This is a genomic window from Curtobacterium sp. MMLR14_002, from assembly GCF_001864975.1.
In the GTDB taxonomy this organism is placed as follows: Bacteria; Actinomycetota; Actinomycetes; order Actinomycetales; family Microbacteriaceae; genus Curtobacterium; species Curtobacterium flaccumfaciens.
Window position 1 is genome coordinate 130103 of sequence record NZ_MJGT01000072.1, and the last position, 23870, is coordinate 153972.

The window sequence follows — 23870 nt, forward strand, 5'->3', positions numbered from 1 at the left end:
CCCCTCGTCGGGGACGTGATCCGGGCCTCCAGTCCGCAGTCCGGGGCTCAGTCGCCGCGCACGTCGCCTTGGCGTCGGCGCGCGAGCAGGCGCAGGACGGCGCCGAGCCCGAGTGCGGTCAGCGCGGCGGCGAGCCAGCCGCCGAGCTCGACACCGGTGAACGCGAGCTCACGGTTGGCGGTCACGGTGCCGGTGGTGCTGGCTCCGTCGGTCTTCGGAGCGGGTGCGGTGCGATCGTCGGTCGAGCCGAGCTGCGTGCCGGTGCCGGTGCCGGTGCCCGGGGCCACGATCCCCGGGAACGCGATTCCCGTTCCGGCCCCGTTGTCGTTCTCGTCGTTCTCGCCCTCTTCGCTCTCGGGGACGAGGGTGACGAGCATGCTCGAGCCCGGTGAGACGTGACCGAAGCGGTCCACGGCGACGACCGACAGCAGGTGCGCTCCCGGCTCCAGGGGAACCGTCGTCCGGAAGGCGAACCGCCCGTCGGAGTCGGCGGTCCCACGGCCGATCTCGCGGCCGTCGGCGTCGCGGATCACGACCGTCGAGCCGGGCTCGGCGGAGCCCCGGACGATGCCGGTGCCGCCGACGATGTCATCGAACGCCTCGAGGACGGGTGCCGCCGGGGCCTCGGTGTCGACGTCGACGGTGGTCTTCGTCGGGTCGGACTCGTTGCCGGCCTTGTCCTGCGCGATGAGCTCGAGGTCGTGCCCACCGTCCGTGAGCGGCTCGTCGAGGGCGATCTCGAAGTCGCCGTTCTCGTCCGCGGTGTCGCGGCCGAGCTCGTTGCCGTCCTCGTCGCGGATGATCACGGTGGAGCCGGGCTCGGCGGTGCCGGTGATGGGGCCCTTGCCGTCAGCGAGGTCGGAGGGGCTGGTGACGACCGGTGCGGTCGGTGCCTTCGTGTCGACGTCGACGGTGGTCGTCGTCTCTTCGGAGGTGTTGCCGGCCTTGTCCTGGGCGACGAGTTCGAGCTTGTGGTCGCCGTCGTCGAGGGGCTCGTCCAGCTCGATGGAGAAGTCGCCGTCGTCGTTGGCATCGCCGCGGCCGAGCTCGTTGCCGTCTTCATCGCGGATGATCACGGTGGCGCCCGGCTCGGCGGTTCCGGTGATGGGGCCGGTCCCGTCAGCGAGGTCGGACGGACTGGTGACGACGGGTGCGTCGGGGGCTTCGGTGTCGACGTCGACGGTGGTGTCGGTCGGGTTGGATTCGTTGCCGGCGTCGTCCTGGGCGATCAGCTCGAGGTGGTGGTCGCCGTCGTCGAGGGGCTCATCGAGTTCGATGGAGAAGTCGCCGTCGTCGTTGGCTTCGCCGCGGCCGATCTCGTTGCCGTCCTCGTCGCGGATGATCACCGTCGAGCCCGGTTCGGCGGTCCCGGTGATGGGGCCCTTGCCGTTGTCGAGGTCCTTGGGGCTGGTGACGACTGGTGCGTCGGGGGCTTCGGTGTCGACGTCGACCGTGGTGTCGGTCGGGTCGGATTCGTTGCCAGCCTTGTCCTGGGCGATGAGTTCGAGGTGGTGGTCGCCATCGTTGAGCGGTTCGTCCAGCTCGATGCTGAAGTTCCCGTCATCGTTGGCTTCGCCGCGGCCGAGTTCGTTGCCGTCTTCGTCACGGATGATCACGGTGGCGCCCGGTTCGGCGGTTCCGGTGATGGGGCCGGTCCCGTCAGCGAGGTCGGACGGGCTGGTGACGATTGGTGCCGTCGGCGCCTTGGTGTCGACGTCGACCGTGGTCTTCGTTTCCTCTGACTGGTTGCCAGCCTTGTCCTGGGCGATGAGTTCGAGGTGGTGGTCGCCATCGTCGAGCGGCTCTTCCAGCTCGATGCTGAAGTCCCCGTCATCGTTGGCCTCGCCGCGGCCGAGTTCAGTGCCGTCCTCGTCGCGGATGATCACGGTGGAGCCGGCCTCGGCGGTCCCGGTGATGGGGCCCTTGCCGTCGCTCAGGTCGGACGGGCTGGTCACGAACGGTGCGTCGGGTGCTTCGGTGTCGACGTCGACGGTGACCGGGTTCGGCGTCGAGACGTTGCCGGCGTCGTCCTGGGCGATGAGTTCGAGGTGGTGGTCGCCGTCGTCGAGGGGCTCGTCCAGCTCGATGCTGAAGTCGCCGTCGTCGTTGGCATCGCCGCGGCCGATCTCGTTGCCGTCTTCATCGCGGATGATCACGGTGGAGCCCGGCTCCGCGGTCCCGGTGATCGGACCCGTGCCGTCAGCCAGGTCGGTCGGACCGGTCACGATCGGTGCGCTCGGAGCGTCGTCGTCCACGTCCACCGTGACCGGCGTCGGGGACGAGACGTTGCCGGTCTCGTCCTGCGCGACGATCTCGAGGTCGTGCGCGCCGTCGTCGAGCGGCTCGTCGAGCACGACGGTGAACTGCCCGTCGTCGCGGGCCTCGGCGCGGCCGAGTTCGTTGCCGTCGGCGTCACGCACGATCACTGTCGAACCCGGTTCGGCCGACCCGGTGAAGGGGCCGGTGCCGTCGGCGAGGAACTCGGGGGTCGTGCTGATCGGTGCGTCGGGTGCGGTGACGTCGGGTGCGGTGACGGTCACGGGCGAGGGAGCCGACTCGTTGCCGGCGTTGTCCTGCGCGACGACCTCCAGACCGTGGTCGCCCTCGGTCAGCGGCTCGTCCAGCTCGACCGAGAAGTCGCCGTCGTCGTTGGCTTCGCCGCGCCCGATCTCGTCGCCGTCCCGGTCACGGATGATCACGATGGAGCCGGGCTCGGCGGTGCCGACCACCGGGCCGGTCGAGGTCGCGAGGTCCTGGCGCTCGACGACCGGAGCATCGGGCGCGGTGGTGTCCGGGACGACCGCGGTCGCGGTCGCGGGGCCGGACTCGTTGCCGACCGCGTCGGCGGCGACCACCACGAGGTCGGTCGCGCCCTCGGGCAGCGGTGCGTCGAGACGGACGGAGAAGTCACCGTCCTCGTTCGCGCGGTCGCGGCCGAGTTCGTTGCCGGCCTCGTCGCGGACGATGACGATGGAGCCCGGCTCGGCGGTGCCGGTGATCGGGCCGGTCGGGTCGGCGACGGTGCCGGGGTCGTCGACGATCGGGACGTCGGGGGCGGTGGCGTCGACGTCGAGGGTCGCCGTGGTGGGTTCGGCGGTCAAGCCGTTGCGGTGCTGCACGGCGGTGACGGTGACCGACCCGTCTGACAGCGCCTCGGTGACGGGGAGCGACCAGGTGCCGTCGTCTCCGACGGGGACGTTCACCGGTGCCCGGTCACCGACGGTCACGTCGACGGTGCCGCCGGGGACGCCCTGGCCGGTGATGGTCGGCTTCGGCCCCACGGCTGCGGTCGGCTCGTCGATGACGGCGGCGGTCAGCGGGATGGTGACCTTCCACGTCGATGTCGTCTGCTCGCTCGAGTTCACGTAGTCGGTGGCGGCGTTCGGGGCGAACGAGCCGTGCACCGTGATGACGTCACCCGGCAGGGCCGAGGCGTCGACGACGATCGGGACGCGGATGTGGTTGTAGTTGTTGGTGCTGCCGGTGTAGAGCGGCTGGGGGTTCCCGGCGAGACAGTCGGTCTGGGTCGTGGCCGTGAACGTGCAGCCCGCGACGTTGGCCCTGCCGGAGTTCGCCACCGAGTACGGAGGCCGCGACCGCGGGAAGGTCGCGGGACCGGTGATGGTCCAGTGGAAGTCGAACGAGCGCGCGGGGATCGTGAAGCCGCTGGCGTTCTTGATGTTGAAGATGGACGTCTCGAACAGCTGTCCCGGCTGGCCGGTCGTGTCCTGGTCGCCGATGACGTAGACGTTGATCGGCGTCTCGTTCGGCGTGACCTCGTCGGTCGTGGGCTGCGCCTCGGGGGTGCGGGTCGGGGCGGGCGCGGTGCTCGGCGCCGGGTCCGGCTCCGGCTCCGTGGCGGGGTCGGCGTCGACCGGGGCCGCGGTGTCCACGGGCGCCTCGGGCTCAACAGGTGAGCCACTGTCGACAGGTGTCTCGCCCTCGCCCGGCGCCTCCGGCTCCACGGACGCGTCGGCTCGCTCCTCGGTCCGCGCGGGTGCCGTCGTGACGGTCGTCGCGGCGGCCAGGTCCGGCACCGCCAACGGCGCGAACGCCAGCAGGAGGGCTGCGGCAGAGGTGGACTTGCTGAGCGGGGGCATTCGGGGCTCCGATCGAAGGGGTCGGTAGCCATCGTATGCAATATGTATTTCACATGCAATGCATTGGACGGATTCAGGGCCGTCCAGCGCATCCGGATCGCGCACACAGGCCAGATGCGGAAGTATGTGTCGGTGACGATCATGACGGAACGGCCGGTCGACCAGGCATCGAGCAGTGAACCGGAGCAGCCCGGCAACGCCACGGCGAAGCACCGGAACGTCTCACTGCTCTCCGTGGCGACCACCACGGCGGAGCGTGTGACGACCTCGGCCGACATCGAGGCCAAGCTCCGCGGGGTCCTCCGTCGACTCCGTCTGCCGATGGGACTCCTCGAGCGCGTCGCCGGTGTCATCGAGCGTCGCAACTGGGGCGAGGGCCAGACCTTCCAGGACGCCGCGATCGACGCCGGCCGCCGTGCCATGGCCGAAGCCGGTGTCCGTCCGGACGAGATCGGGCTGCTCATCAACACCTCGGTGACCCGTCCGCACCTCGAGCCGTCGGTGGCCGTCCGCCTGCACCACGGCCTCGGGCTGCCGTCGTCCGCCATCAACTTCGACATCGCGAACGCCTGCCTGGGGTTCGTCAACGCCATGAGCGTCGCCGCGGGGATGATCGACTCCGGGCAGATCAAGTACGCGCTCGTCGTCGACGGCGAGGACGCCGACCAGGTGCAGCTCAACACCATCGACCGCCTGAACCAGGGCGGCCGGAACCGCAAGGACTTCATGAGCGAGTTCGCCAGCCTGACCCTCGGGTCCGGTGCCGCGGCGGCCGTGCTCGGCCCGGCGGACCTGCACCCCGAAGGACACCGGATCGTCGGCGGCGTCACCCGCGCGGCGACCCAGTGGTACGACCTCTGCGTCGGCAGCGTCGACGGCATGTTCACGGACGCGAAGATGCTGCTCAAGGGCGGCATGGAACTCGTCGTCGCCGCCTGGACCGAGGCCCGCGCCCACTTCGACTGGGCCGACATGGACCGCTACGTGCTGCACCAGGTCTCCGACGTGCACACCAACGCCTTCGTCGAGGCGATCGGCATCCCGCGCGACAAGGTCCCCACCACGTACCAGCGCTTCGGCAACGTCGGCCCCGCGTCGATCCCGATCACGCTCGCCGACGAGGTCGCCTCCGGCGGCATCCGTCGCGGTGACCGCGTGTTCCTGGGTGGCGTCGGTTCGGGCATCAACACGGCGATGATGGAACTCCACTGGTGACGTCCCGGCTGCCCCGCGTCGCCGCGAGCACGGCTCCGGCGACGCAGCCGCCCTCCCTGCCCGGCCTCGACCCGGCCTGGTCGCGTCTGGTCACGGTTCCCGCGTGGTCCGGAGAGCGGACGGGAGGAACGGATCGCGCCGCGCGCACCTGGCACCTCCTCGACACGGCCGGGTCCCTGGCCGCGCTCGGCGTGGAACCGGTCGGCACGATCCTCTGCGTGCACGGCAACCCGACGTGGTCGTACCTGTGGCGGTCGGTGCTCCGCACCTCGCTCGAGGTCGCCCGCGCCGGCGGCCCGGCCTGGCGTGTGGTCGCCATCGACCAGCTCGACATGGGCTTCTCGGAGCGCACCGGCGTCGAGCGGGGACTGGCGCAGCGCGTCGCGGACCTCGGAGCCCTGACCGACGAACTCGGGCTGACCGGACCGGTCGTCACCCTCGGCCACGACTGGGGCGGTGTCGTGTCGCTCGGTTGGGCCGTCGACCACCCGGACGTCCTGGCCGCCGCGATGACGTGCAACACCGCCGTGCACCAGCCCGACGACGCCCCGATCCCCGCACCGCTGCGGCTCGCCCTCGGCCCGGGGATGCTCGGCCGCGCGACGGTCGTGACCCCGGCGTTCCTCGAGACCACCCTGGCCATCGCGCACCCGAAGCTCGACCGTGCCACAGCCGACGGCTACCGGGCGCCCTACCGCGGTGCCGCCCGTCGCGGTGGCATCGGCGGCTTCGTCGCGGACATCCCCGTCGACGCCCGGCACCGGAGCGCCCCCGAACTCGACCGCATCGCCGCCGGGGTCGCCGCGCTCGACGTGCCGGTGCTCCTGCTCTGGGGTCCGCGCGACCCGGTGTTCCTCGAGCGCTACCTGGACGACCTGACCGAACGCGTGCCGCACGCCGACGTCCACCGGTTCGAGGGCGCCGGGCACCTGCTGCCCGATGACGCCGACGTGGCGGGCGCGGTGTTCGACTGGCTCGGCGACCGCCTGCCGGACGGTGGCCGTCCTGCCCGGGCTGCCACGGGCCTCCAGGCCGACGCCGCGGACCCGGGCGAGCCCGCACCGGCGACCCCGCCGCTCTGGGCGCGGCTCGACGAACTGCGTGCCAGTGACGAACCCGCGCTGGTCGAGATGGCCGCAGCCGGTGGCCCCCGCACGATCACGTGGCGGCTGCTCGCCCGACGGGTCGACGAGATCGCCGCCGGACTCGACGACCTGGGCGTCCGCAGCGGCGACCGTGTCTCGCTCCTGGTGACCCCCGGTGCCGACCTGACCGCCGTCCTGTACGCCTGCGTGCGGATCGGGGCGGTCGTCGTCGTCGCGGACGCCGGACTCGGACTCGGCGGCCTGACCCGGGCCGTCCGCGGAGCCCGACCGGACTGGATCATCGGCGCGCTGCCCGGGCTCGGTGCCGCGCGTGCCCTCGGCTGGCCGGGGCGACGCATCGCGACGGTCTCGCTACCCGCGCCGGCCCGGAAGGCACTGCGGGTGGAGCACACGCTCGTCGACGTCGCCCGACGGGGCGCCCGCCGTCTCGCCCACGGCACCGCGCTGCCCACGGCTCCGTCGCCGGACGCGCCCGCGGCCGTGCTCTTCACCTCGGGATCGACTGGCCCGGCGAAGGGCGTCGTGTACACGCACGGGCAGCTCAGCGCCGTCCGGGACGCCCTGGCCACCCAGTACGACGTCGGGGTCGGCACCGGCCTCGTCGCCGGGTTCGCGCCGTTCGCGCTGCTCGGCCCGGCCCTCGGGGCACGGTCGGTCGCGCCCGACATGGACGTCACCGCGCCGCGCACCCTGACGGCGAAGGCGGTCGCGGCCTCGGTCGCCGCGGCCGACGCCACCGTGGTGTTCCTGTCGCCCGCGGCCCTGGCGAACGTCGTCGCGACTGCGTCGGAGCTCACCGACGCCGACCGGCAGGCGCTGATGGGCGTGCGGCTGTTCCTGTCGGCCGGGGCTCCCGTCTCGGCTGCGCTGCTCACCGCGGCGACCGAGCTGATGCCGAACGCCAGCGCCCACACCCCCTACGGCATGACCGAGGGGCTCCTCATGACCGACGTCGACCTGGACGGGGTCCGTGCCGCCGGCCGGTCCGACGACGAGGGGATCTGCGTCGGGGTGCCGGCAGCGAACGTCCGCGTCCGCATCGCACCGCTCGACGGTTCCGGGCGCTCGACCGGAGCCCTGACGGACGAGCCCGAGATCACCGGGGAGATCGTCGTCGCGGCACCCCATGTGCGCGACCACTACGACCGGCTCTGGCGCACCGATCGGGTCTCGCGCCTCGGCGTCGACGACCCGCGCGGGCACCGCACCGGGGACGTCGGACATCTGGACACCGCGGGACGGATCTGGGTCGAGGGCCGGCTGCAGCACGTGCTGGTGACTCCGGACGGGGTCGTCACGCCGGTGGGGCCGGAGCAGCGGATCGAGGGCGTCGACGGTGTCGGACGTGCCGGGGTCGCGGGCATCGGGCCGATCGGCACCCAGCAGGTGGTGGCCGTCGTCGAGACCGTCCCCGCCGTGCGGCGCCCCGGGCTGGCGTCGCCGCAGCTCTCCAGCGCGGTCCGTGCCGCCGCCGGAGTGCCGCTCGCCGCGGTGCTCGTCGTGCCCGTGCTGCCGACCGACATCCGCCACAACTCCAAGGTCGACCGCACCCGGCTGTCCCGCTGGGCCGGTTCGGTGCTGTCCGGCGGACGGATGGTCCGGCCGTGATCGGCGCGTTCGGCGCGTTCTCACGCGCTCACCGACACCTCACGGGCTGTCGGGGGCGTGAGGTGTCGGTGAGCACGAATCGCCGGCCCGTCGCGGTTCGAGACCGCGGCGGGATGGTCCGGCCGTGAAGGTCCTGGTCACCGGGGCCAGCGGGTTCCTCGGGCAGGCCACCGCCGCCGCCGTGCGGGACGCAGGCCACGAGGTCCGGACGTTCCAGCGCCGTCCTTCGGGAGTGCCCGGGGTGCATGACGTCGCCGGGACGATGACCGACGACGCCGCGATCGCCCGCGCGGTCGACGGGGTCGAGGCCGTCGTGCACCTGGCCGCCAAGGTCTCGCTCGCCGGGGACCCGGCCGACTTCGCCCGGGTCAACATCGAGGGAACCCGCTCACTGCTGGCGGCCGCCCGTGCAGCCGGCGTCGGGCGCTTCGTCTTCGTGTCGTCGCCGTCGGTCGCGCACACCGGGTCGTCGCTCGTCGGGGCCGACGCCGGTCCGGCCGAGCCGTCCGGTGCCCGAGGCGACTACGCCCGCACCAAGGCCGCGGCGGAGCTGCTGGCACTCGACGCCGACACCCCGGACTTCGCCGTCGTGGCGGTCCGGCCGCACCTGGTGTGGGGTCCGGGCGACACACAACTCGTCGGACGGATCGTCGAGCGTGCCCGCGCCGGACGGCTCCCGCTGCTCGACTCCGGCGCCGCGCTCATCGACACGCTCTACGTCGACAACGCCGCGACGGCCATGGTCGCGGCACTCGAACGCGTCACGGACGACGGTGTGCACGGCAACGCCTACGTCGTCACGAACGGTGAGCCCCGCCCGGTCGCCGACCTGCTCGCCGGCATCTGCACGGCGTCGGGCGTCCGACCGCCGCAGTGGCACGTGCCGGCCGCGGTTGCGCGGGCCGCGGGCTCCGTGGTCGAGGCCGTCTGGCGCGTCAGACCGGGCGAGGACGAGCCGCCGATGACCCGGTTCCTGGCCGAACAGCTCTCGACGGCGCACTGGTTCGACCAGCGACGGACCCGGAGCGACCTGCGGTGGACCCCGTCGGTGTCGATCGACCAGGGGCTCGAACGGCTGCGCGCCGCGGCTCAGGCCTCGTCGGCCGCCACGTAGACCCAGGCCGTCGAGCCCGAGGCCAGCGTGACCCGGATGCGCTGGTAGTCGGCGACCTCGTAGCCGTCGACCGCGCGGAGCTGCCACTCGTACCCGAGCGTCAGGGCCACACCCTCGACGACGTCGCCGGCGGAGCCGCGGCGGAGGATCGGGTGCCGGTCGGAGCCGCTCGTCCGGATGACGTCCGGGTCGGTGATCGTCACCCAGTCGAGCCGCCAGCCGGGCAGGGAGTCCGGGGTGGTCGGGACGTGGTCGCCGAACAGCGACTCCTGCACGAGCGGCTGCTGGAGCGTGCCGTACGAGAAGACCCGGTGCGTCTCGCCGGGGCGCGGCGTCGGACGCTCGACGGGACGCGGAGCGACCGCCGGGGTCGAGGTCCAGACGAGTGCACCGGCCAGGCCGGTCAGGCCGAGGTGCAGCAGCCCGATGACGCCGAGGGCGCTGCCCCAACGGAAGCCGACCGCGAGCCCGATGACGCCGACGACGAGACAGACGAGCGCGAACGCGCCGAGACCGATGACCCAGCGCTGGCCGGGGGAGAGACGCTTCACGTCGCGAGGCTAGCGGACGGGCAGTGGGCTCCGGGACCACCCGGGTGGGCCGACCGGGTCGGGTGGGGCGGGCCTCCAGGCCGGGACCGTGTGCACGACGTCAGCCGGTGAAACGGGTCCAGAGCTCGGTGACGATCGGCCAGACGTCGCCCGCGCGGTCGGCGGAGCCGACGGCGACCAGGACGACGGGGACCAGGGTGACCGCCACGCTCACCAGGACGGCGAGCACCACGGCGGTCGTCGCGGTCGCGGTGTGCCGACGGGTCAGGGCGAGCAGGAGCAGGGCGAGCACCACGACCGCACCGAGCAGGGCGATCAGGGTGACGCGGACGAACGGGAACGGTACGAGGCCGGCGGTGGTGGCGGTGACCCCGCCGAGGAACCCGACCAGCGGCAGGAAGCCGCCGACCGCGACGGCGAGCACGAGGAAGACCCCGATGCCGCCGGCGATCCAGACGCCGCGGGGTCGGGGACGCCGGTCGCGGGACCGGCGCCCTCCGGACCAGGCGGTGGTCACGGCTGGTCCCGGTGACGGGGAGCCACTGCGGCATCCGCTGCCGCATCGGCGGCGACGGCTGCGTCGTCGGCAGCGTCGGCCGCGGCATCGGCAGCGTCGGCGGCCCGGTCGCGGGTCGTGCCGGCCGCGTCGACGACGACGTCGCGGGCCTGCTCGGCGGCGTCCTTCGCGGACGATGCCGCGTCGGCGGCCTGCTCGGATGCCCGGGCGAGCGACTCCGAGGCGGCGTCATGCAGACGCTCGCCCGTCGCGGCGGCGGCGTCGACGGCACGCTTGGTGGTGTCGGCGGTGGCGTCGGCAGCGCGCTTGGTGGCGTCGGCTGTCGCGTCGGCGGCCTGCTTGGTGGCGTCGGCTGTGGCGGACGCGGCCTGCTTGGTGGCGTCCGCGGTGGCGGACGCTGCCTGCTTGGTGGCGTCCGCGGTGGCCGACGCTGCCTGCTTCGCCACGTCGGCCGTGGCGTCGGCAGCCTGCTTCGTCGCGTCGGCCGTGGCCGACGCGGCGCGCTTGGTCGCGTCCGCGGTGGTCTCGGCGGCCCGCTTGACGGCGTCGCCGGTCGACTCGGCCGCTTGCTTGACAGCACCGGTCGCCTGCTCGGCGGCCCGGCCGAGCGGGGACTGCTCGTCGTCGAACGGTCCGTGCACGTCGAGGACGCGTACGTCGACCGAGGTGCGGAGGTCGGACAGCTGCCGCGTCGCTGCGGTGACCTGCTGCCGGACCTCGGCGGCGACGTCCAGCACCGGGTGCGGGTAGCTGACGACGACGGCGACCTGCACGGTGAGCACGCCGTCCTGTTCGTCGACCTGCACGCCGGTGGTGCCCGCCGAACGGCCGAGCTGCTTCCGCAGCTGGTCGGCGGCACGGGCGGCGATCCCGCCGAGGTGGTGCACGCCGGGCACGCCGAGCGCGGTCTCCGCCGCGGTGCGCGCAACGATCGTCGCGGTGCTCGCGTCGTCGGGCAGCGGCGCCGTCAGTGCTGCGGGCAGGGCCACCTCGGTGACCTGCGTGTTCGCATGGGGGTCGTGCTGCATGGTTCCTCCTCGTTCGGGATCTGCGCGGGGACGCATCGGGGCACCCGTTCGACGGGTGCCCCGATGCGGTCGTGCGACCTACTTCTTGAAGACGTCCTTGACGTCCTCGCCGGTCTGCTTCGCGCTCGCAGCGGCCTGGTCCTTCTTGCCTTCGGCGACCTTCGAGTCGTCGTTGGTCAGGTTGCCGACGGCTTCCTTCGCCTTGCCGGCGAGGTCCTGAGCGGCGTTCTTGATCTTGTCGTCGAGTCCCATGACGGGTCCTTTCGTGGGTGGGCGTGCGCCCGGTGGTGTGGTGGTGGGCCGGGAGGCCCGGGGTGCGTCCGGCTGACGGGTGTCAGTGGACGCGGGTCGACTTCGCGAGCGCGGAGCGGGTACCGCCGGTCAGGTGCACGAGCACCGGGACCGGACGGCCGAGGGTGCGGTCGAGGACCGCGACGGCTCGGTCGACGGCGTCGAGCACACTGACGGCGTCCCCGCCGCGGCGGACCGCGACACGGATCCGGGCGGCGCGCTGCCGGCGGACGAGGTAGGTGTCGACACGGGACCCGACCACGTCGCGGACACCCGCGAGTTCGTGCTCGAGGACGTCCCGGACGAGTGCGACGTTGACGGTGACCGCATCGTCGCCCGAGTGCTCCCGGACGGCGACGGACGTGCCGCCACCACCGCGGGTGAACACCCACACGAGCGACAGGACGATCACGAGGGCCGCGACCCCGGCGACGATCCACAGCGCGGACGCGGGGACGTCGAGGCTGCGGGGGAGGTCGACGTACGGCTTGACGGCGTCCTGGACGGCGGGCAGCACACCCGCGCCCATCGCGATCCCGACGACCACGGCGACGAGGCCGAGGACGAACAGGATGATCCGGTTGAGGGTCCGGTTGCTCTTGGTCATGCGAGGGTTCCCTTCTCCTCGACCCGGACGCGGACGCGTCGGCCGAAGCGCTCGTCGAGACCGCTCAGACGCTCCACGACGGCGGCGCGCACGCTCGCCTCGTCGACCGGCACACCGGTGACGGGGACGATGCGGACCTCGGTGGAACGGCCACGGGCGGTGGCGGAGGCGTTCCCCTCGGGGACACCGGCCGCCATGCCTGCAGCGTTCGCCGCGGTGGAGGCGACGATGCGGGCGTCGATGACGACCGCACCACGCTCGTGCTCGACGACCGATCGGTGCTGGCGGCCGGGCTTGAGCGCCAGGACGACCAGCACGACGCCGAGGACGACGAGCACACCCGCGATGACCTCGACGATGGTGACGAACGCGGCGTCCGGACGGAGCGCCGTGTCGACCACGGTCTGGGGGTCGGCGACCAGCGGCGGGCGTCCGATGGCGCTGAGCACCGCCTCGGTGCCGATCCAGGCGGCCACCAGGGCGAGCACCACGAGTGCCACCGCCACTGCTGTGGAGCGGGAGCGGTGCACGCTCCGACGACGGATGCGTCGTTCGACGGAACCGTTGCTCATGATGGCCTCCTAGCGGGCACGGGACTCGTGCTCGCGCACGATCCCGGTGAGTTCGATGTGGGCACTGCCGACGCGACGCCCGGTCAGGTCGCTCACGCGGCCCTTGACCTGGTCCGCGATCCGGATCGACCCGGAGACGATGTCGTCGCTCGCGGCGATCGGCCCGGTGATGTCGAGCGACAGTGCTCCCGACGCGTCGCCGAGTCCGACGCGCACCCGCTTGGCGGGGGCGCCGAGCCCTTCGGCTGCGACGGCCCGCGCCAGCGAGGTGAGCGCGCGTGCGGTGATCTCGACGCGGCCCGGGACGTCCGGGCCGGCGTTCACCGGGAGCTCCGGCGTCCGGTCAGCACGTCGGTCAGGGCACCGCGGTCGATGCGCCCGGTGGCGAGTGCGGCCACGAGGGCCCCGATCGCACCGAAGACGATGACGAGCACGAAGCCCCAGAACCCGAACTGCAGTGCCACGACGGCGAGGACTGCGCCGATGAGGGCGCCGATCAGCGTGTTGCTCATGCGACTCGGGCTTCCTTCTTCTCGTCCTCGTTGTCGTCGTCGTCGCCCGGGATGTAGACGTCCTGGACGGTCACGTTGACCTCGGCGACCTCCATGCCGACGATCTGCTCGAGGGCACGGGCGACACCGGCACGGACGCCGTCGGCGACCTGCTGGAGCGACACCGGGTACTCGGCGACGATCACGATGTCCGCGGCGACCTGCTTCTCGCCGACCTCGACCTTGACGCCCTGACCGAAGTCGCGCTGGCCGATGGCGTCGCGGATCGCGCCGATGGCACGGGCTGCGCCGTTGCCGAGGGAGTGCACGCCGTTGACCTCGCGGGCGGCGATGCCGGCGACCTTCGACACGACGGTGTCGTCGATGACGGTCTTGCCGGTGACGCCGCTGGTGCCGGCGTGCGAGGTGGCACGGGTCGCCGTGGTGGCCGGGGTGGGGGTGGTGGTGTCAGCCATGTTCGTTCCTTCCGTTGACCCGCCGGGCGTTCCCAGCGGTTGCTGTTCACGGATGAGACGGGCTGTGGAAGAGATTCGTCACACACGACTTCTCGGATTCGGCTGCTTTCCAGGGAACCCCGGAAATCCGGGGATGTGCGTGTACCCCCGGGGTCTTCCGTCCGGCCGTTCAGCCGTTTCCGGCCGCGCCGTTGCGCTCTGCAGCGGCCCGCATGGCACGGACACAGGCCATCGGGGACTCGCCGCGCTCCTCGCGGAAGAGCTGTTGCAGCCGTCGGGGGAGCACCCCTGCGGCGGCCGCGATGTCGTCGAGCGTGAGCGGGTCGTCGAGGTGCTGCTCGATGTACGACACCGCACGACGGACACGCCACGACGCCTTGCCGGCCTCCGGCTGCGCCGCGAGTGCTGCGCGCTTCGTGGTTGCCGGGTCCTCGCCGAAGCGTTCGCGGTAGGTCTCGGCGAACCGGCCGGGGTTGGTGAAGCCCCAGCGGCGGGCGATCGCGGCGATCCCCGACGACACGAGTGGGCAGTCCGCGGCCGTCGTGCCCCCGCGGTCCGCACGCAGGAGCTCTTCCCGCACCCGGTCCAGGCGGTGGTCGCGGAGGAACCGGTGCGGGGTGGTGTCGAGCGTCCGGGCGAAGACGTCCTGCAGCCCGCGCTGGCTCAGTCCGCAGGCCGCGGCGATGGTGGGGACCGAGGGGCGTTCGGCGGCGTGCAGCTCGATGAAGCGGATCGCGTCGCGGAGCCGGTTCGCCACGGGGACGTCGTCACCGCGGTTCCGGATCGGGAACGTGTCGAGGATGACGACGGCCAGCCGGCGGTTCAGCGCGGTCCGCATCGGCCCGAGCACGCGCTCGTCGACCAGGGCCGGCCCGAGTTCACGGATCAGGTGCCGCAGGGGTTCGCGCCGGGCGACGACCTCGTCCTGCTGGTCGAACAACAGTGGGCCGTCGGGCAGGCGGTAGCCGAGGTCGCGGCCGACACTGCGCAGGAACCGGTCGGACACGTGCACGCCGTTGTAGACGGTGCCGTCGGACTCGAACCGGTAGGCCTCGGACGCCGACGCGATGTACGGGCTGCCCGGCTCGACGACGCGGGTGCGGTCGGCGAAGTGCATCTCGAGCCGGCCCTTGGTCAGCCAGAACACCACGTGGTCGTCCCGCACGCCGATAACCCCGCCCCGCCGACCGCCCTCGGCCCGCATGGTGCGCAGCGACAGGTCGTCGTCGCCCACGACCGTGTACTCGTACCGGGTGTCGTCGGTGGCGAAGGTCTCGGAGGCGAAGTCCGAGCCGCCGTACTCGGCCGCGAAGATCTCGGAGTAGTCGGAACCCTCGCCGTCGGAGAACCGCAGCCGGCGGAATCCGTTCGTCGTCGAGGGGTCCATGCGCCGATCATGCCATCAGTTGCACCGGACAAGGAAAGGAATACCCTAGGGGGGTACCGTATTGAGAACGGTGGAGGCGGACATGCACGAACACGTCGGGTACATCGGCGACAAGGACGACCTGCTCAAGCGACTTCGTCGCGCAGAGGGGCAGGTGCGCGGCATCGCGCGGATGGTCGAGGACGAGACGTACTGCATCGACGTCCTGACCCAGATCTCGGCGGCGAACCGAGCCCTCGAACGCGTCGCGCTGTCGCTGCTCGAGGATCACCTGGCGCACTGCGTCGCCGAGGCCGTCGCCGAGGGCGGGGACGCCGCCGACGAGAAGGTGCGCGAGGCCAGCCAGGCGATCGCTCGGCTCGTCCGCTCATGACCCTGACGATCGACCACCGAGAAGGAGACACCATGACCACCGAAACGCTGCTCGTCGAGGGCATGACCTGTGACCACTGCGTGATGAGCGTCACCGAGGAACTCACCGAGGTCGACGGGGTGTCGGGCGTCGACGTCCGACTCGTCCCCGGCGGATCGTCCGAGGTCACCGTCAGCTCGACGGCACCCGTCGACGCGGATGCCCTCCGCACCGCCGTCGCCGAGGCGGGGTACGAGGTCGTGCGCTCGTGACCGACCGCACCGTCGAACTCGACATCACCGGGATGACCTGCGCCTCGTGCGCGAACCGCATCGAGCGGAAGCTCGGCAAGCTGCCCGGGGTCACCGCCACCGTCAACTACGCCACCGAGAAGGCGCAGGTGCAGGTCGCCGCGGACGGCACCGCCGACCCCGAGGCGCTCATTGCCGCGGTGGAGTCGGCCGGCTACGGCGCCACGGTGCCCGCCCCGCCCGCCGCCGCTGACGCCGACCCCGCGGTGGACGAGGACCCGACCGGCCCGCTGCGCCGGCGTTTGATCGTGTCCGCCGTGCTCGCGGTGCCCGTCGTGGTGCTCTCGATGGTGCCGGCCCTGCAGTTCCCAAACTGGCAGTGGCTCGCCCTGACGCTCGCGGCACCCGTCGCCGTCTGGGGTGCGCTCCCGTTCCACCGTGCCGCGTGGGTCAACGCCCGGCACGGTGCCGCCACCATGGACACCCTGGTGAGCGTCGGTGTCCTCGCTGCCTTCGCGTGGTCGCTGTACGCCCTGTTCTTCGGCGACGCCGGCACGACCGGCATGCACATGACGTTCTCGTGGTTCGCCACGGACCCCGAGGCCACCGACCTGTACCTCGAGGTCGCGACCGCCGTGACGGTGTTCATCCTCGCCGGCCGGTACATGGAGGCCCGCGCGAAGACACAGTCTGGTGCCGCACTCCGGGCACTGCTCGAACTCGGTGCGAAGGACGCCACCGTCCTGCGCGACGGTGCCGAACACCTCGTGCCCGCCTCCTCCCTGGTCGTGGGCGACGTCGTCGTGGTGCGACCCGGCGAGCGGATCCCGAGTGACGGCCTGGTGCAGGACGGCTCCTCGGCCGTCGACCTCAGCATGCTCACCGGCGAGTCCGTGCCGGTCGAGGTCAGCCCGGGCGACCGGGTCACCGGTGCCACGATCAACGTCGGCGGGCGGCTCGTCGTCGCGATCACGCGCGTCGGTGCCGACACCGAGCTCGCCCGGATGGGTCGCCTGGTGGAGGACGCTCAGACCGGCAAGGCCGAGGTGCAGCGCCTGGCCGACCGCGTCTCCGGCGTCTTCGTGCCGATCGTCATCGCGCTCGCCGTGCTGGCCTTCGTCGGCTGGCTCGTGTTCGGCGGGTCGGTCACCGCGGCCTTCACCGCTGCCGTCGCCACCCTGATCATCGCCTGCCCGTGCGCCCTCGGGCTCGCCACACCCACCGCGCTGCTGGTCGGCACCGGTCGCGGCTCCCAGCTCGGCATCCTGATCGGCGGTCCGCAGGTGCTCGAGCGCACCCGCGGCGTCGACACCGTCGTGCTCGACAAGACCGGCACCGTCACCACGGGGTCGATGACCCTGCGGTCGGTCACCGCCCTCGACGAGACCGAGGACGTCGTCCTGCGCCTCGCCGCAGCGGTCGAGGACGGCTCCGAACACCCCGTCGCCCGCGCCGTGACCACCGCGGCCCGTGCCCGGGGCGCTGACCTGCCCCAGGCCGAGCAGTTCACCGCCACCGCCGGCGCCGGTGTGCAGGCCGTCGTGGACGGCGACGTCGTCCTGGTCGGCACGACCCGCTGGCTCGCCGACTCGTGGTCGATCACCCTGCCACCGGTGCTGTCCGACGCCGTCGACCGTGCCGAGGTCGACGGGGGCACGGCGGTCGTCGTCGCCCGGAACGGCACGGCCCTGGGCGTGGTCGTCGTCGGCGACACGGTGAAGCCCGAGGCTGCCGACGCGATCGCCCGCTTCCGGGCGCTCGGCCTGCACCCGGTCCTGCTCACCGGCGACAACGACGGTGCCGCACGTGCGGTCGCCGCGAGCGTCGGCATCGACGAGGTGCATGCCCGCGCGACCCCGGCGTCGAAGCTCGAGACCGTCCGCCGGCTGCAGTCCGAGGGACGGAGCGTCGCGATGGTCGGCGACGGCGTGAACGACGCCGCCGCACTGGCCGCGGCCGATCTCGGCATCGCCATGGGGGCCGGCACCGATTCGGCCATCGCGGCGAGCGACATCACGGTGGTGAGCGGTCGACTCACGGTGGTGGCCGACGCCATCCGGCTGTCGCGCGCGACGCTCGGCGTCATCAAGGGCAACCTGTTCTGGGCGTTCGCGTACAACGTCGCGGCGATCCCGCTCGCGATGGCGGGGCTGCTGAACCCGGTGCTCGCGGGGGCGGCGATGGCGTTCTCGTCGGTCTTCGTCGTGACGAACAGCCTGCGGCTGCGTCGCTTCGCCGCGCAGCCGTGAACCCGGAAAGCCCGCGGCCCTGAACCCGGAAAGCCCGCGGCCCTGAACCCGGCGAGCCGACCGCGGCACGGAACGCGACCGGCGGGGAGGCGTGACGCGCGCAGCGAACGCGAGCCGCGCCTCCCGGCCGACTGTGCGCACCACCCGCCGGAGCGCACTACGCTCGAAGACGGTCCGCGACGCAGCGCTGCGTGACCCGCGGGCTGTACGTCTTGAACGTGATCCCCAGGAGGACCGAAGTGACCGAATCCGCTCCCGTCGACCCCACATCGACCGAAGGCTGGAAGAAGCTCGACAGCATCGCTGCCGGCTTCACCCCGGACCTGCGAGGGTGGTTCGACAGCGACCCCGGTCGTGCCGAGCAGTACACCTTCCAGGCGGCAGACCTGACCGTCGACCTCTCCAAGGGCCTGGTGACCGACGAGATCCTCGCCGCGCTGCTGCAGGTCGCGAAGGACACCGGCGTCGCCGAACGCTTCCAGGCGATGCTCGCCGGTGAGCACATCAACGTCACCGAGGACCGCGCCGTGCTGCACACCGCGCTCCGCCGCCCGAAGGCGACCGAGGGCCTCGTGCCGGCGGCGCCCCTGACCGTCGACGGCCAGGACGTCGACGCCGACGTGCACGCCACGCTCGACAAGGTCTACGGCTTCGCCGAGCAGGTCCGCAGCGGCGCCTGGACCGGTGTCACCGGCAAGCGCATCGAGACCGTCGTCAACATCGGCATCGGTGGCTCCGACCTGGGCCCGGTCATGGTCTACGAGGCACTCAAGCCCTACGTCCAGCCCGGCCTCGAGGCCCGCTTCGTGTCGAACATCGACCCGGCGGACATCTACGAGAAGACCGCGGACCTGGACCCCGAGACCACGCTCTTCATCGTCGCGTCGAAGACCTTCGGCACGCTCGAGACCCTGACGAACGCGCGCCTCGCCCGCCAGTGGCTGTGGGAGAAGCTCGGACTGACCGACGCCGCCGACGACGAGAAGAAGAGCGCCGTCGCCAAGCACTTCGTCGCCGTCTCCACCGCGCTCGACAAGGTCGAGGCCTTCGGCATCGACCCCGAGAACGCCTTCGGCTTCTGGGACTGGGTGGGTGGCCGCTACTCGGTCGACTCGGCCATCGGCACGAGCGTCGTCATCGCGATCGGCAAGGAGAACTGGGAGCAGTTCCTCGCCGGCTTCCACGCCATCGACGAGCACGTCCGCACCACGCCGCTCGAGCAGAACGTCCCCGTCCTGATGGGCCTGCTCAACGTCTGGTACACGAACTTCCTCGGTGCGCAGAGCCACGCGGTCCTGCCGTACACGCAGTACCTGCACCGCTTCGCCGCGTACCTGCAGCAGCTCACCATGGAGTCGAACGGCAAGCGCGTCCGCTGGGACGGCTCGCCCGTCACCACCGAGACCGGCGAGGTCTTCTGGGGTGAGCCCGGCACGAACGGCCAGCACGCGTTCTACCAGCTCATCCACCAGGGCACCCGCCTGATCCCGGCCGACTTCATCACGGTCGCCAACCCGGCCCGTCCGCTCAAGGACGAGACCGGCGACGGCAAGGGCGTCGCGCCCGGCACCGACGTGCACACGCTGTTCCTGGCGAACTTCTTCGCGCAGACCAAGGCGCTCGCGTTCGGCAAGAGCGCCGACGAGGTCCGCGCCGAGGGCACCACGGACGAGGGCATCGTCGCGGCGCGCACGTTCCCCGGCAACAAGCCGACCACGTCGATCATCGCGCCGGAGCTCACCCCGAGCGTCCTCGGCCAGCTCATCGCCCTGTACGAGCACATCGTGTTCACCGAGGGCACGATCTGGGGCATCGACTCGTTCGACCAGTGGGGTGTGGAGCTCGGCAAGCAGCTGGCGCTGCAGGTCACGCCGGCCGTCGAGGGCGACCAGGCCGCGCTCGACGCGCAGGACCCGTCGACCAAGGCGCTCATCGCGAAGTACCTGGAGCTGCGGAAGTAACGCACGTCCCCACCTGACGGACGGGAGGCCCGTGGCGGATCCGCCATGGGCCTCCCGTCCGTCGTGTGCGTGCGCTGGCCGCGGGGCGGACGCCGGGCCGGTTTCGCGGTCAGCGACACCTCACGCGCGCCGCGGCCCGTGAGGTGTCGCCCAGCGCGAAACGCCGCCTGCCGCCCGCGCCCCGTCACCGCGCTGGACGGTCCGCCGGTGTCGGTCGGAGCGGCTACGGTCGAGGGCATGGAGCGTTCGGAGATCCTCGCCGCGGCTGCCGCCGCGCACGCCGCCCGCATCGCAGCGGCCGGTGGTGACGACGTCGCAGCGCGTGAACGTGCCGACAGCGTCCGGCGCCGGGCCGATGGGCTCACCGACCGGTACGACACGGTCGAGGGCTCGGACACCGAGTCCGATGCCCGTGACGCCGCACGCCGTCGGGCGGGAGAGGCAGACCGCGCCGCCTCGCGCACCGAGGGCGTGCTGTCGGACTGGCACCGGATGGGCACCCGTCGTGGCGTCACCCCCGACGCCCAGGTCCGCACGGCGTGGACCGTGACCGGGGTCCCCGAGCGCGGCGACGCCCGAGCCCTGGCCAACGTGCTGCTCTCCACCGCGGGGCACGCCGGACGCGTCGCCGACGCCGCCCGACGCAACCCCGCCCTGTCCGGCGCCGCGAGTGCCGCCGCCCGACGGACCGTGCGCCGCTACACCGACCACGGTGCCGACATGGCTTCGTTGGGGGACGTCCTGGGCGACGGCCCCGTCGACGACGAGCGCTGAGCCCGATCCGCGGATTGGACCGCTCCCGTCCTCATCAGGCCTTCTGTGGACCGATCCAAACGACCTGACGACAGAATGTCCAATTGACAGGACATGGATTCGGGTTACGATCGGTCCACGCACTGACGCGCGATCACCGACGAAGGAGTCACCGAATGGTCGACATCAAACCGACAGCCCCGACTGTCGCACTGCCCCCGTTGGGGACCGGGCCGCACCGCCGACGACTCGGCGTGCTGGCCCTCGTCGCAACGTTCGGCGGGTTGCTCTTCGGGTACGACACCGGTGTCATCAACGGTGCCCTGAACCCGATGAAGGCGGAGCTCGGCCTCACGAACTTCACCGAGGGCGTGGTCACCAGCTCGCTGCTCTTCGGTGCCGCGATCGGCGCCATGCTCGGCGGCCGCATCGCCGACGGCTGGGGTCGCCGCAAGACGATCATCCTGCTGGCCGTCACGTTCTTCGTCGGCACGCTGATCTGCGTGTTCGCGCCGACGTTCGAGGTCATCGTCATCGGTCGTGTGCTCCTCGGCCTCGCGGTGGGCGGCGCATCCACGGTGGTGCCGGTGTTCCTCGCCGAACTCGCGCCGTACGAGATCCGCGGGTCCCTGTCCGGCCGCAACGAGCTCATGATCGTGATCGGTCAGCTCGCCGCCTTCGTGGTCAACGCCTTCATCGGCAACATCTGGGGTGAGGGCAACGGGGTGTGGCGCGTCATGCTGGCCGTCTGCGCGCTCCCCGCGATCGCGCTGTTCGTCGGCATGCTCCGGGTGCCGGAGTCGCCGCGCTGGCTCGCGTCGAAGGACCGCTACGACGAGGCCCTGTCCGTCCTCGAGCAGGTCCGGACCACCGATCGGGCCCGCGCCGAGCTCGACGACATCAAGCGGAGCAACGACCTCGAAGCGAAGGTCGAGCGTGTCAGTGGCTGGCACACGCTGCGCGGGAACAAGTGGCTCATCCGCATCGTGCTCATCGGTGCCGGGCTCGGCGTCGCGCAGCAGCTCACCGGCATCAACTCGATCATGTACTACGGCCAGACCGTGCTCATCGAGTCCGGGTTCCAGGCGTCGGCCGCCCTCATCGCGAACATCGCCCCCGGCGTGATCGCCGTGGTCGGTGGCGTCATCGCGCTGTACAACATGGAGAAGATCAACCGCCGCACGACGCTGATCCTCGGGTTCACGCTGACGACGATCTGCCACTTCCTCATCGGCATCGCGTCGGTGGCGCTGCCCGAGGGCAACCCGGCCCGCCCGTGGGTCATCCTGTTCCTGGTCGTCGCGTTCGTCGGCTCGATGCAGACCTTCCTCAACATCGCCGTGTGGGTCGTCCTGTCCGAGATCTTCCCGACGCAGATCCGTGCGCTCGGCATGGGCATCTCGGTGTTCTGCCTCTGGATCGCGAACGCGTTCCTCGGGCTGTACTTCCCGACGATCGTCGCCGCGACCGGCATCACCGGGACCTTCTTCGGCTTCGGGGTCGTCGGGCTGCTGGCGCTGCTCTTCATCTGGAAGTTCGTGCCGGAGAGCCGCGGTCGCACCCTCGAAGAGGTCGAGGAGGGCGTCACCACCGGCAACATCTTCACCGTCCCCGTGAAGGCGTCGCGCCGCTAGTCCGCACCGCACCGAGTGCGCAGAAGACGTCGGGTCGCCCCAGGGCACCCGACGTCTTCTGCGCACCATGGGCGCGCAATCGTGTCCGGGCGACCTTGGCGCGTCCGCACCGTCCGGTTCCTACACTCGACCCGTGCATCCCCTCCTCCTGGCGACCGGGGCCGGCCTGGCCTCGGGTCTCGCCCTCGTCGTCGGCGCCGCGATCGCCTGGTTCGTCCGCGTGCCACGGACCGTGGTTGCCACGATCACCGCCTTCGGCGCCGGCGTCCTCATCTCCGCGCTCTCCTTCGACCTCGTCGCCGAGGCCACCCGGTCCGGCACGTTCTGGACGGCGATGGCCGGGTTCCTGGGCGGCGCGGTCGTCTACGTCGGCCTCGACGTCCTGCTGGAACGGCGTGGTGCGCGGAAGAAGCGCAGCGGGGCCGGGTCGCCCGGCTCCGGCACCGGGCTCGGCATCGCCCTCGGCGCGTTGCTGGACGGCATCCCGGAGACGGCGGTGCAGGGAGTCGGGCTCGCCGCGGGCGGATCGCTCTCGATCGCGGTCCTCGCGGCGGTCGTCATCTCGAACCTGCCGGAGGGACTCTCCAGTACGTCGGACATGAAGGAGAACGGCCGGGGAGCACGGTACGTGTTCTCCGTCTGGGGTGGCATCGCCCTGGCCTGCGCCCTGTCGGCGCTCGGCGGGTACGCCATCCTCGGGCAGGCACCCGCCGGCGTGCAGAGCGCCGTGACCGCGGTTGCCGCCGGAGCGATCCTGGCGATGCTCGCCGACACCATGCTGCCGGAGGCGTTCCGGAAGACCGGCCCGTGGACGGGCCTCATCGCGGTCGTCGGGTTCTTCGCCGCTTACGGCATCCACGTGATCGGCGGCTGACGTGGACGAGCTGCCTGCCGCTGCGTTCCCGGCGCCGGTCACCGTGGTGTGCTCCGCGCTGCTCGTGGTCGCCGTCGGGTGTGCGGCGTTCGTGGCGGTCGACGTGGTGCGTCGGCCGCCGCACATGCGCGTCATGGCGTTCGTGTGGCCGCTCACGATGCTGTTCGGCAGCGTCGTGTGGCTCGTCTTCTACCTGCGTCGGGGGCGGGCCTCGGCGCCCGGACACGGACGGTGGGCGGGCACCGCGATCGACACGAGCCACTGCGGGGCCGGCTGCGCCCTCGGCGACCTGATCGGCGAGTTCGGGCTCGCGGCGTTCCCGGCGCTCGGGGTGGCCGTCGGACTGGGCACGCTCTACCAGGATCGGATGTTCGCCGGGTGGATCGTCGACTTCGTCATCGCGTTCGTGCTCGGCGTCGCGTTCCAGTACTTCGCCATCGCGCCGATGCGGGGCCTGGGCGTCCGGGCCGGGCTCGTCGCCGCGCTCAAGGCCGACACACTGTCGATCATCGCGTGGCAGGTGGGCATGTACGGCCTGATGGCGGTGTGGCAGCTGGTCGTGTTCCCGGCACTCGTCGGCGGGCGCGCGAGCGTCTTCTCGCCGGAGTTCTGGGTGGCGATGCAGCTGGCGATGGTGGCCGGCTTCGTCTGCTCCTACCCCGTGAACGTGTGGCTGGTGCGTCGGGGCATCAAGGAGGCCATGTGACGGACCAGCGGACGGACGGGAGGCCCG

22 protein-coding genes are annotated in these 23870 nt (G+C 72.0%); 11 read left to right on the forward strand and 11 right to left on the reverse strand.

Annotated features, from left to right (window positions below):
- Window positions 1–47 precede the first annotated feature (47 nt).
- Window positions 48–4100 (reverse strand): Ig-like domain-containing protein, encoded by a 4053-nt coding sequence (locus tag BIU91_RS14060; protein WP_071405956.1) that lies wholly within the window; start codon window positions 4098–4100, stop codon window positions 48–50.
- 141 nt (window positions 4101–4241) lie between these two features.
- On the opposite strand from BIU91_RS14060, the gene BIU91_RS14065 reads away from it, so the two are divergent.
- From BIU91_RS14065 to BIU91_RS14075, 3 genes are all read left to right on the forward strand, one after another.
- Window positions 4242–5315, forward strand: coding sequence for a 3-oxoacyl-ACP synthase III (locus BIU91_RS14065; protein WP_042537701.1), 1074 nt, complete (start codon window positions 4242–4244; stop codon window positions 5313–5315).
- The gene (locus BIU91_RS14070) at window positions 5312–8029 is read left to right on the forward strand and encodes an alpha/beta fold hydrolase (protein ID WP_253183769.1); all 2718 of its coding nucleotides are present in this window, start codon (window positions 5312–5314) and stop codon (window positions 8027–8029) included. The genes BIU91_RS14065 and BIU91_RS14070 overlap by 4 nt, the downstream gene beginning before the upstream one ends.
- 124 nt (window positions 8030–8153) lie before the next feature.
- Complete coding sequence (locus tag BIU91_RS14075; protein ID WP_071405957.1) at window positions 8154–9143, forward strand: NAD-dependent epimerase/dehydratase family protein; 990 nt, start codon at window positions 8154–8156, stop codon at window positions 9141–9143.
- On the opposite strand, the gene BIU91_RS14080 is transcribed toward BIU91_RS14075, so the two are convergent.
- From BIU91_RS14080 to BIU91_RS14125, 10 genes are all read right to left on the reverse strand, one after another.
- Window positions 9119–9694 (reverse strand): gamma-glutamylcyclotransferase family protein, encoded by a 576-nt coding sequence (locus BIU91_RS14080; RefSeq protein ID WP_253183770.1) that lies wholly within the window; start codon window positions 9692–9694, stop codon window positions 9119–9121. The genes BIU91_RS14075 and BIU91_RS14080 overlap by 25 nt on opposite strands.
- Before the next feature lie 100 nt (window positions 9695–9794).
- Window positions 9795–10211 carry an MFS transporter permease gene (locus BIU91_RS14085; RefSeq protein ID WP_071405958.1) on the reverse strand — a complete coding sequence of 139 codons (417 nt, stop codon included), beginning with the start codon at window positions 10209–10211 and terminating at the stop codon, window positions 9795–9797.
- The gene (locus BIU91_RS14090) at window positions 10208–11239 is read right to left on the reverse strand and encodes an Asp23/Gls24 family envelope stress response protein (protein WP_071405959.1); all 1032 of its coding nucleotides are present in this window, start codon (window positions 11237–11239) and stop codon (window positions 10208–10210) included. The genes BIU91_RS14085 and BIU91_RS14090 overlap by 4 nt, the downstream gene beginning before the upstream one ends.
- A gap of 78 nt (window positions 11240–11317) precedes the next feature.
- Window positions 11318–11491 carry a CsbD family protein gene (locus tag BIU91_RS14095; protein WP_071246087.1) on the reverse strand — a complete coding sequence of 58 codons (174 nt, stop codon included), beginning with the start codon at window positions 11489–11491 and terminating at the stop codon, window positions 11318–11320.
- An 82-nt stretch (window positions 11492–11573) separates the two neighbouring features.
- Window positions 11574–12137 carry a hypothetical protein gene (locus BIU91_RS14100; RefSeq protein WP_071405960.1) on the reverse strand — a complete coding sequence of 188 codons (564 nt, stop codon included), beginning with the start codon at window positions 12135–12137 and terminating at the stop codon, window positions 11574–11576.
- Window positions 12134–12709 (reverse strand): DUF6286 domain-containing protein, encoded by a 576-nt coding sequence (locus BIU91_RS14105; RefSeq protein WP_027465998.1) that lies wholly within the window; start codon window positions 12707–12709, stop codon window positions 12134–12136. Before BIU91_RS14105 ends, BIU91_RS14100 begins: the two co-directional genes overlap by 4 nt.
- A 9-nt stretch (window positions 12710–12718) precedes the next feature.
- The gene (locus tag BIU91_RS14110; protein ID WP_017885411.1) at window positions 12719–13033 is read right to left on the reverse strand and encodes a hypothetical protein; all 315 of its coding nucleotides are present in this window, start codon (window positions 13031–13033) and stop codon (window positions 12719–12721) included.
- Window positions 13030–13221, reverse strand: a complete 192-nt coding sequence (locus BIU91_RS14115; protein WP_017885412.1) for a DUF2273 domain-containing protein — start codon at window positions 13219–13221, stop codon at window positions 13030–13032. Before BIU91_RS14115 ends, BIU91_RS14110 begins: the two co-directional genes overlap by 4 nt.
- Window positions 13218–13676, reverse strand: a complete 459-nt coding sequence (locus tag BIU91_RS14120) for an Asp23/Gls24 family envelope stress response protein (RefSeq protein WP_071405961.1) — start codon at window positions 13674–13676, stop codon at window positions 13218–13220. Before BIU91_RS14120 ends, BIU91_RS14115 begins: the two co-directional genes overlap by 4 nt.
- Before the next feature lie 169 nt (window positions 13677–13845).
- Window positions 13846–15063 (reverse strand): helix-turn-helix domain-containing protein, encoded by a 1218-nt coding sequence (locus BIU91_RS14125; RefSeq protein ID WP_071405962.1) that lies wholly within the window; start codon window positions 15061–15063, stop codon window positions 13846–13848.
- 82 nt (window positions 15064–15145) lie between these two features.
- Here BIU91_RS14125 and BIU91_RS14130 point away from each other — a divergent pair, with 82 nt between their 5' ends.
- The 8 genes from BIU91_RS14130 (at window position 15146) to BIU91_RS14165 (ending at window position 23843) form a co-directional block, all read left to right on the forward strand.
- Complete coding sequence (locus BIU91_RS14130) at window positions 15146–15436, forward strand: metal-sensitive transcriptional regulator (protein ID WP_027466001.1); 291 nt, start codon at window positions 15146–15148, stop codon at window positions 15434–15436.
- A gap of 32 nt (window positions 15437–15468) precedes the next feature.
- Window positions 15469–15687 (forward strand): heavy-metal-associated domain-containing protein, encoded by a 219-nt coding sequence (locus BIU91_RS14135; protein ID WP_171907845.1) that lies wholly within the window; start codon window positions 15469–15471, stop codon window positions 15685–15687.
- The gene (locus BIU91_RS14140) at window positions 15684–17915 is read left to right on the forward strand and encodes a heavy metal translocating P-type ATPase (protein WP_071405964.1); all 2232 of its coding nucleotides are present in this window, start codon (window positions 15684–15686) and stop codon (window positions 17913–17915) included. The genes BIU91_RS14135 and BIU91_RS14140 overlap by 4 nt, the downstream gene beginning before the upstream one ends.
- Before the next feature lie 239 nt (window positions 17916–18154).
- Complete coding sequence (gene pgi / locus BIU91_RS14145; protein WP_071405965.1) at window positions 18155–19876, forward strand: glucose-6-phosphate isomerase; 1722 nt, start codon at window positions 18155–18157, stop codon at window positions 19874–19876.
- Window positions 19877–20113: 237 nt separating this feature from the next.
- Window positions 20114–20650, forward strand: a complete 537-nt coding sequence (locus tag BIU91_RS14150) for a hypothetical protein (protein ID WP_071405966.1) — start codon at window positions 20114–20116, stop codon at window positions 20648–20650.
- A 155-nt stretch (window positions 20651–20805) separates the two neighbouring features.
- A complete protein-coding gene (locus BIU91_RS14155) occupies window positions 20806–22263 on the forward strand; it encodes a sugar porter family MFS transporter (RefSeq protein ID WP_071405967.1) in 1458 nt (485 codons plus the stop codon).
- A gap of 133 nt (window positions 22264–22396) precedes the next feature.
- Window positions 22397–23137 (forward strand): ZIP family metal transporter, encoded by a 741-nt coding sequence (locus BIU91_RS14160; protein ID WP_071405968.1) that lies wholly within the window; start codon window positions 22397–22399, stop codon window positions 23135–23137.
- Between the two features lies 1 nt (window position 23138).
- Entirely contained in the window at window positions 23139–23843 is a 705-nt protein-coding gene (locus tag BIU91_RS14165) for a DUF4396 domain-containing protein (protein ID WP_216099673.1), read from the forward strand.
- Window positions 23844–23870: the final 27 nt, after the last annotated feature.

What these genes read in the sequence shown, in the direction of transcription:
- BIU91_RS14105 (WP_027465998.1), bottom strand. Translation starts at nt 12,709, where the DNA reads ATGAGCAACGGTTCCGTCGAACGACGCATCCGTCGTCGGAGCGTGCAC.
- BIU91_RS14120 (WP_071405961.1), bottom strand. Translation starts at nt 13,676, where the DNA reads ATGGCTGACACCACCACCCCCACCCCGGCCACCACGGCGACCCGTGCC.
- BIU91_RS14095 (WP_071246087.1), bottom strand. Translation starts at nt 11,491, where the DNA reads ATGGGACTCGACGACAAGATCAAGAACGCCGCTCAGGACCTCGCCGGC.
- BIU91_RS14100 (WP_071405960.1), bottom strand. Translation starts at nt 12,137, where the DNA reads ATGACCAAGAGCAACCGGACCCTCAACCGGATCATCCTGTTCGTCCTC.
- BIU91_RS14125 (WP_071405962.1), bottom strand. Translation starts at nt 15,063, where the DNA reads ATGGACCCCTCGACGACGAACGGATTCCGCCGGCTGCGGTTCTCCGAC.
- BIU91_RS14060 (WP_071405956.1), bottom strand. Translation starts at nt 4,100, where the DNA reads ATGCCCCCGCTCAGCAAGTCCACCTCTGCCGCAGCCCTCCTGCTGGCG.
- BIU91_RS14090 (WP_071405959.1), bottom strand. Translation starts at nt 11,239, where the DNA reads ATGCAGCACGACCCCCATGCGAACACGCAGGTCACCGAGGTGGCCCTG.
- BIU91_RS14065 (WP_042537701.1), top strand. Translation starts at nt 4,242, where the DNA reads ATGACGGAACGGCCGGTCGACCAGGCATCGAGCAGTGAACCGGAGCAG.
- BIU91_RS14130 (WP_027466001.1), top strand. Translation starts at nt 15,146, where the DNA reads ATGCACGAACACGTCGGGTACATCGGCGACAAGGACGACCTGCTCAAG.
- BIU91_RS14155 (WP_071405967.1), top strand. Translation starts at nt 20,806, where the DNA reads ATGGTCGACATCAAACCGACAGCCCCGACTGTCGCACTGCCCCCGTTG.
- BIU91_RS14135 (WP_171907845.1), top strand. Translation starts at nt 15,469, where the DNA reads ATGACCACCGAAACGCTGCTCGTCGAGGGCATGACCTGTGACCACTGC.
- BIU91_RS14150 (WP_071405966.1), top strand. Translation starts at nt 20,114, where the DNA reads ATGGAGCGTTCGGAGATCCTCGCCGCGGCTGCCGCCGCGCACGCCGCC.
- BIU91_RS14115 (WP_017885412.1), bottom strand. Translation starts at nt 13,221, where the DNA reads ATGAGCAACACGCTGATCGGCGCCCTCATCGGCGCAGTCCTCGCCGTC.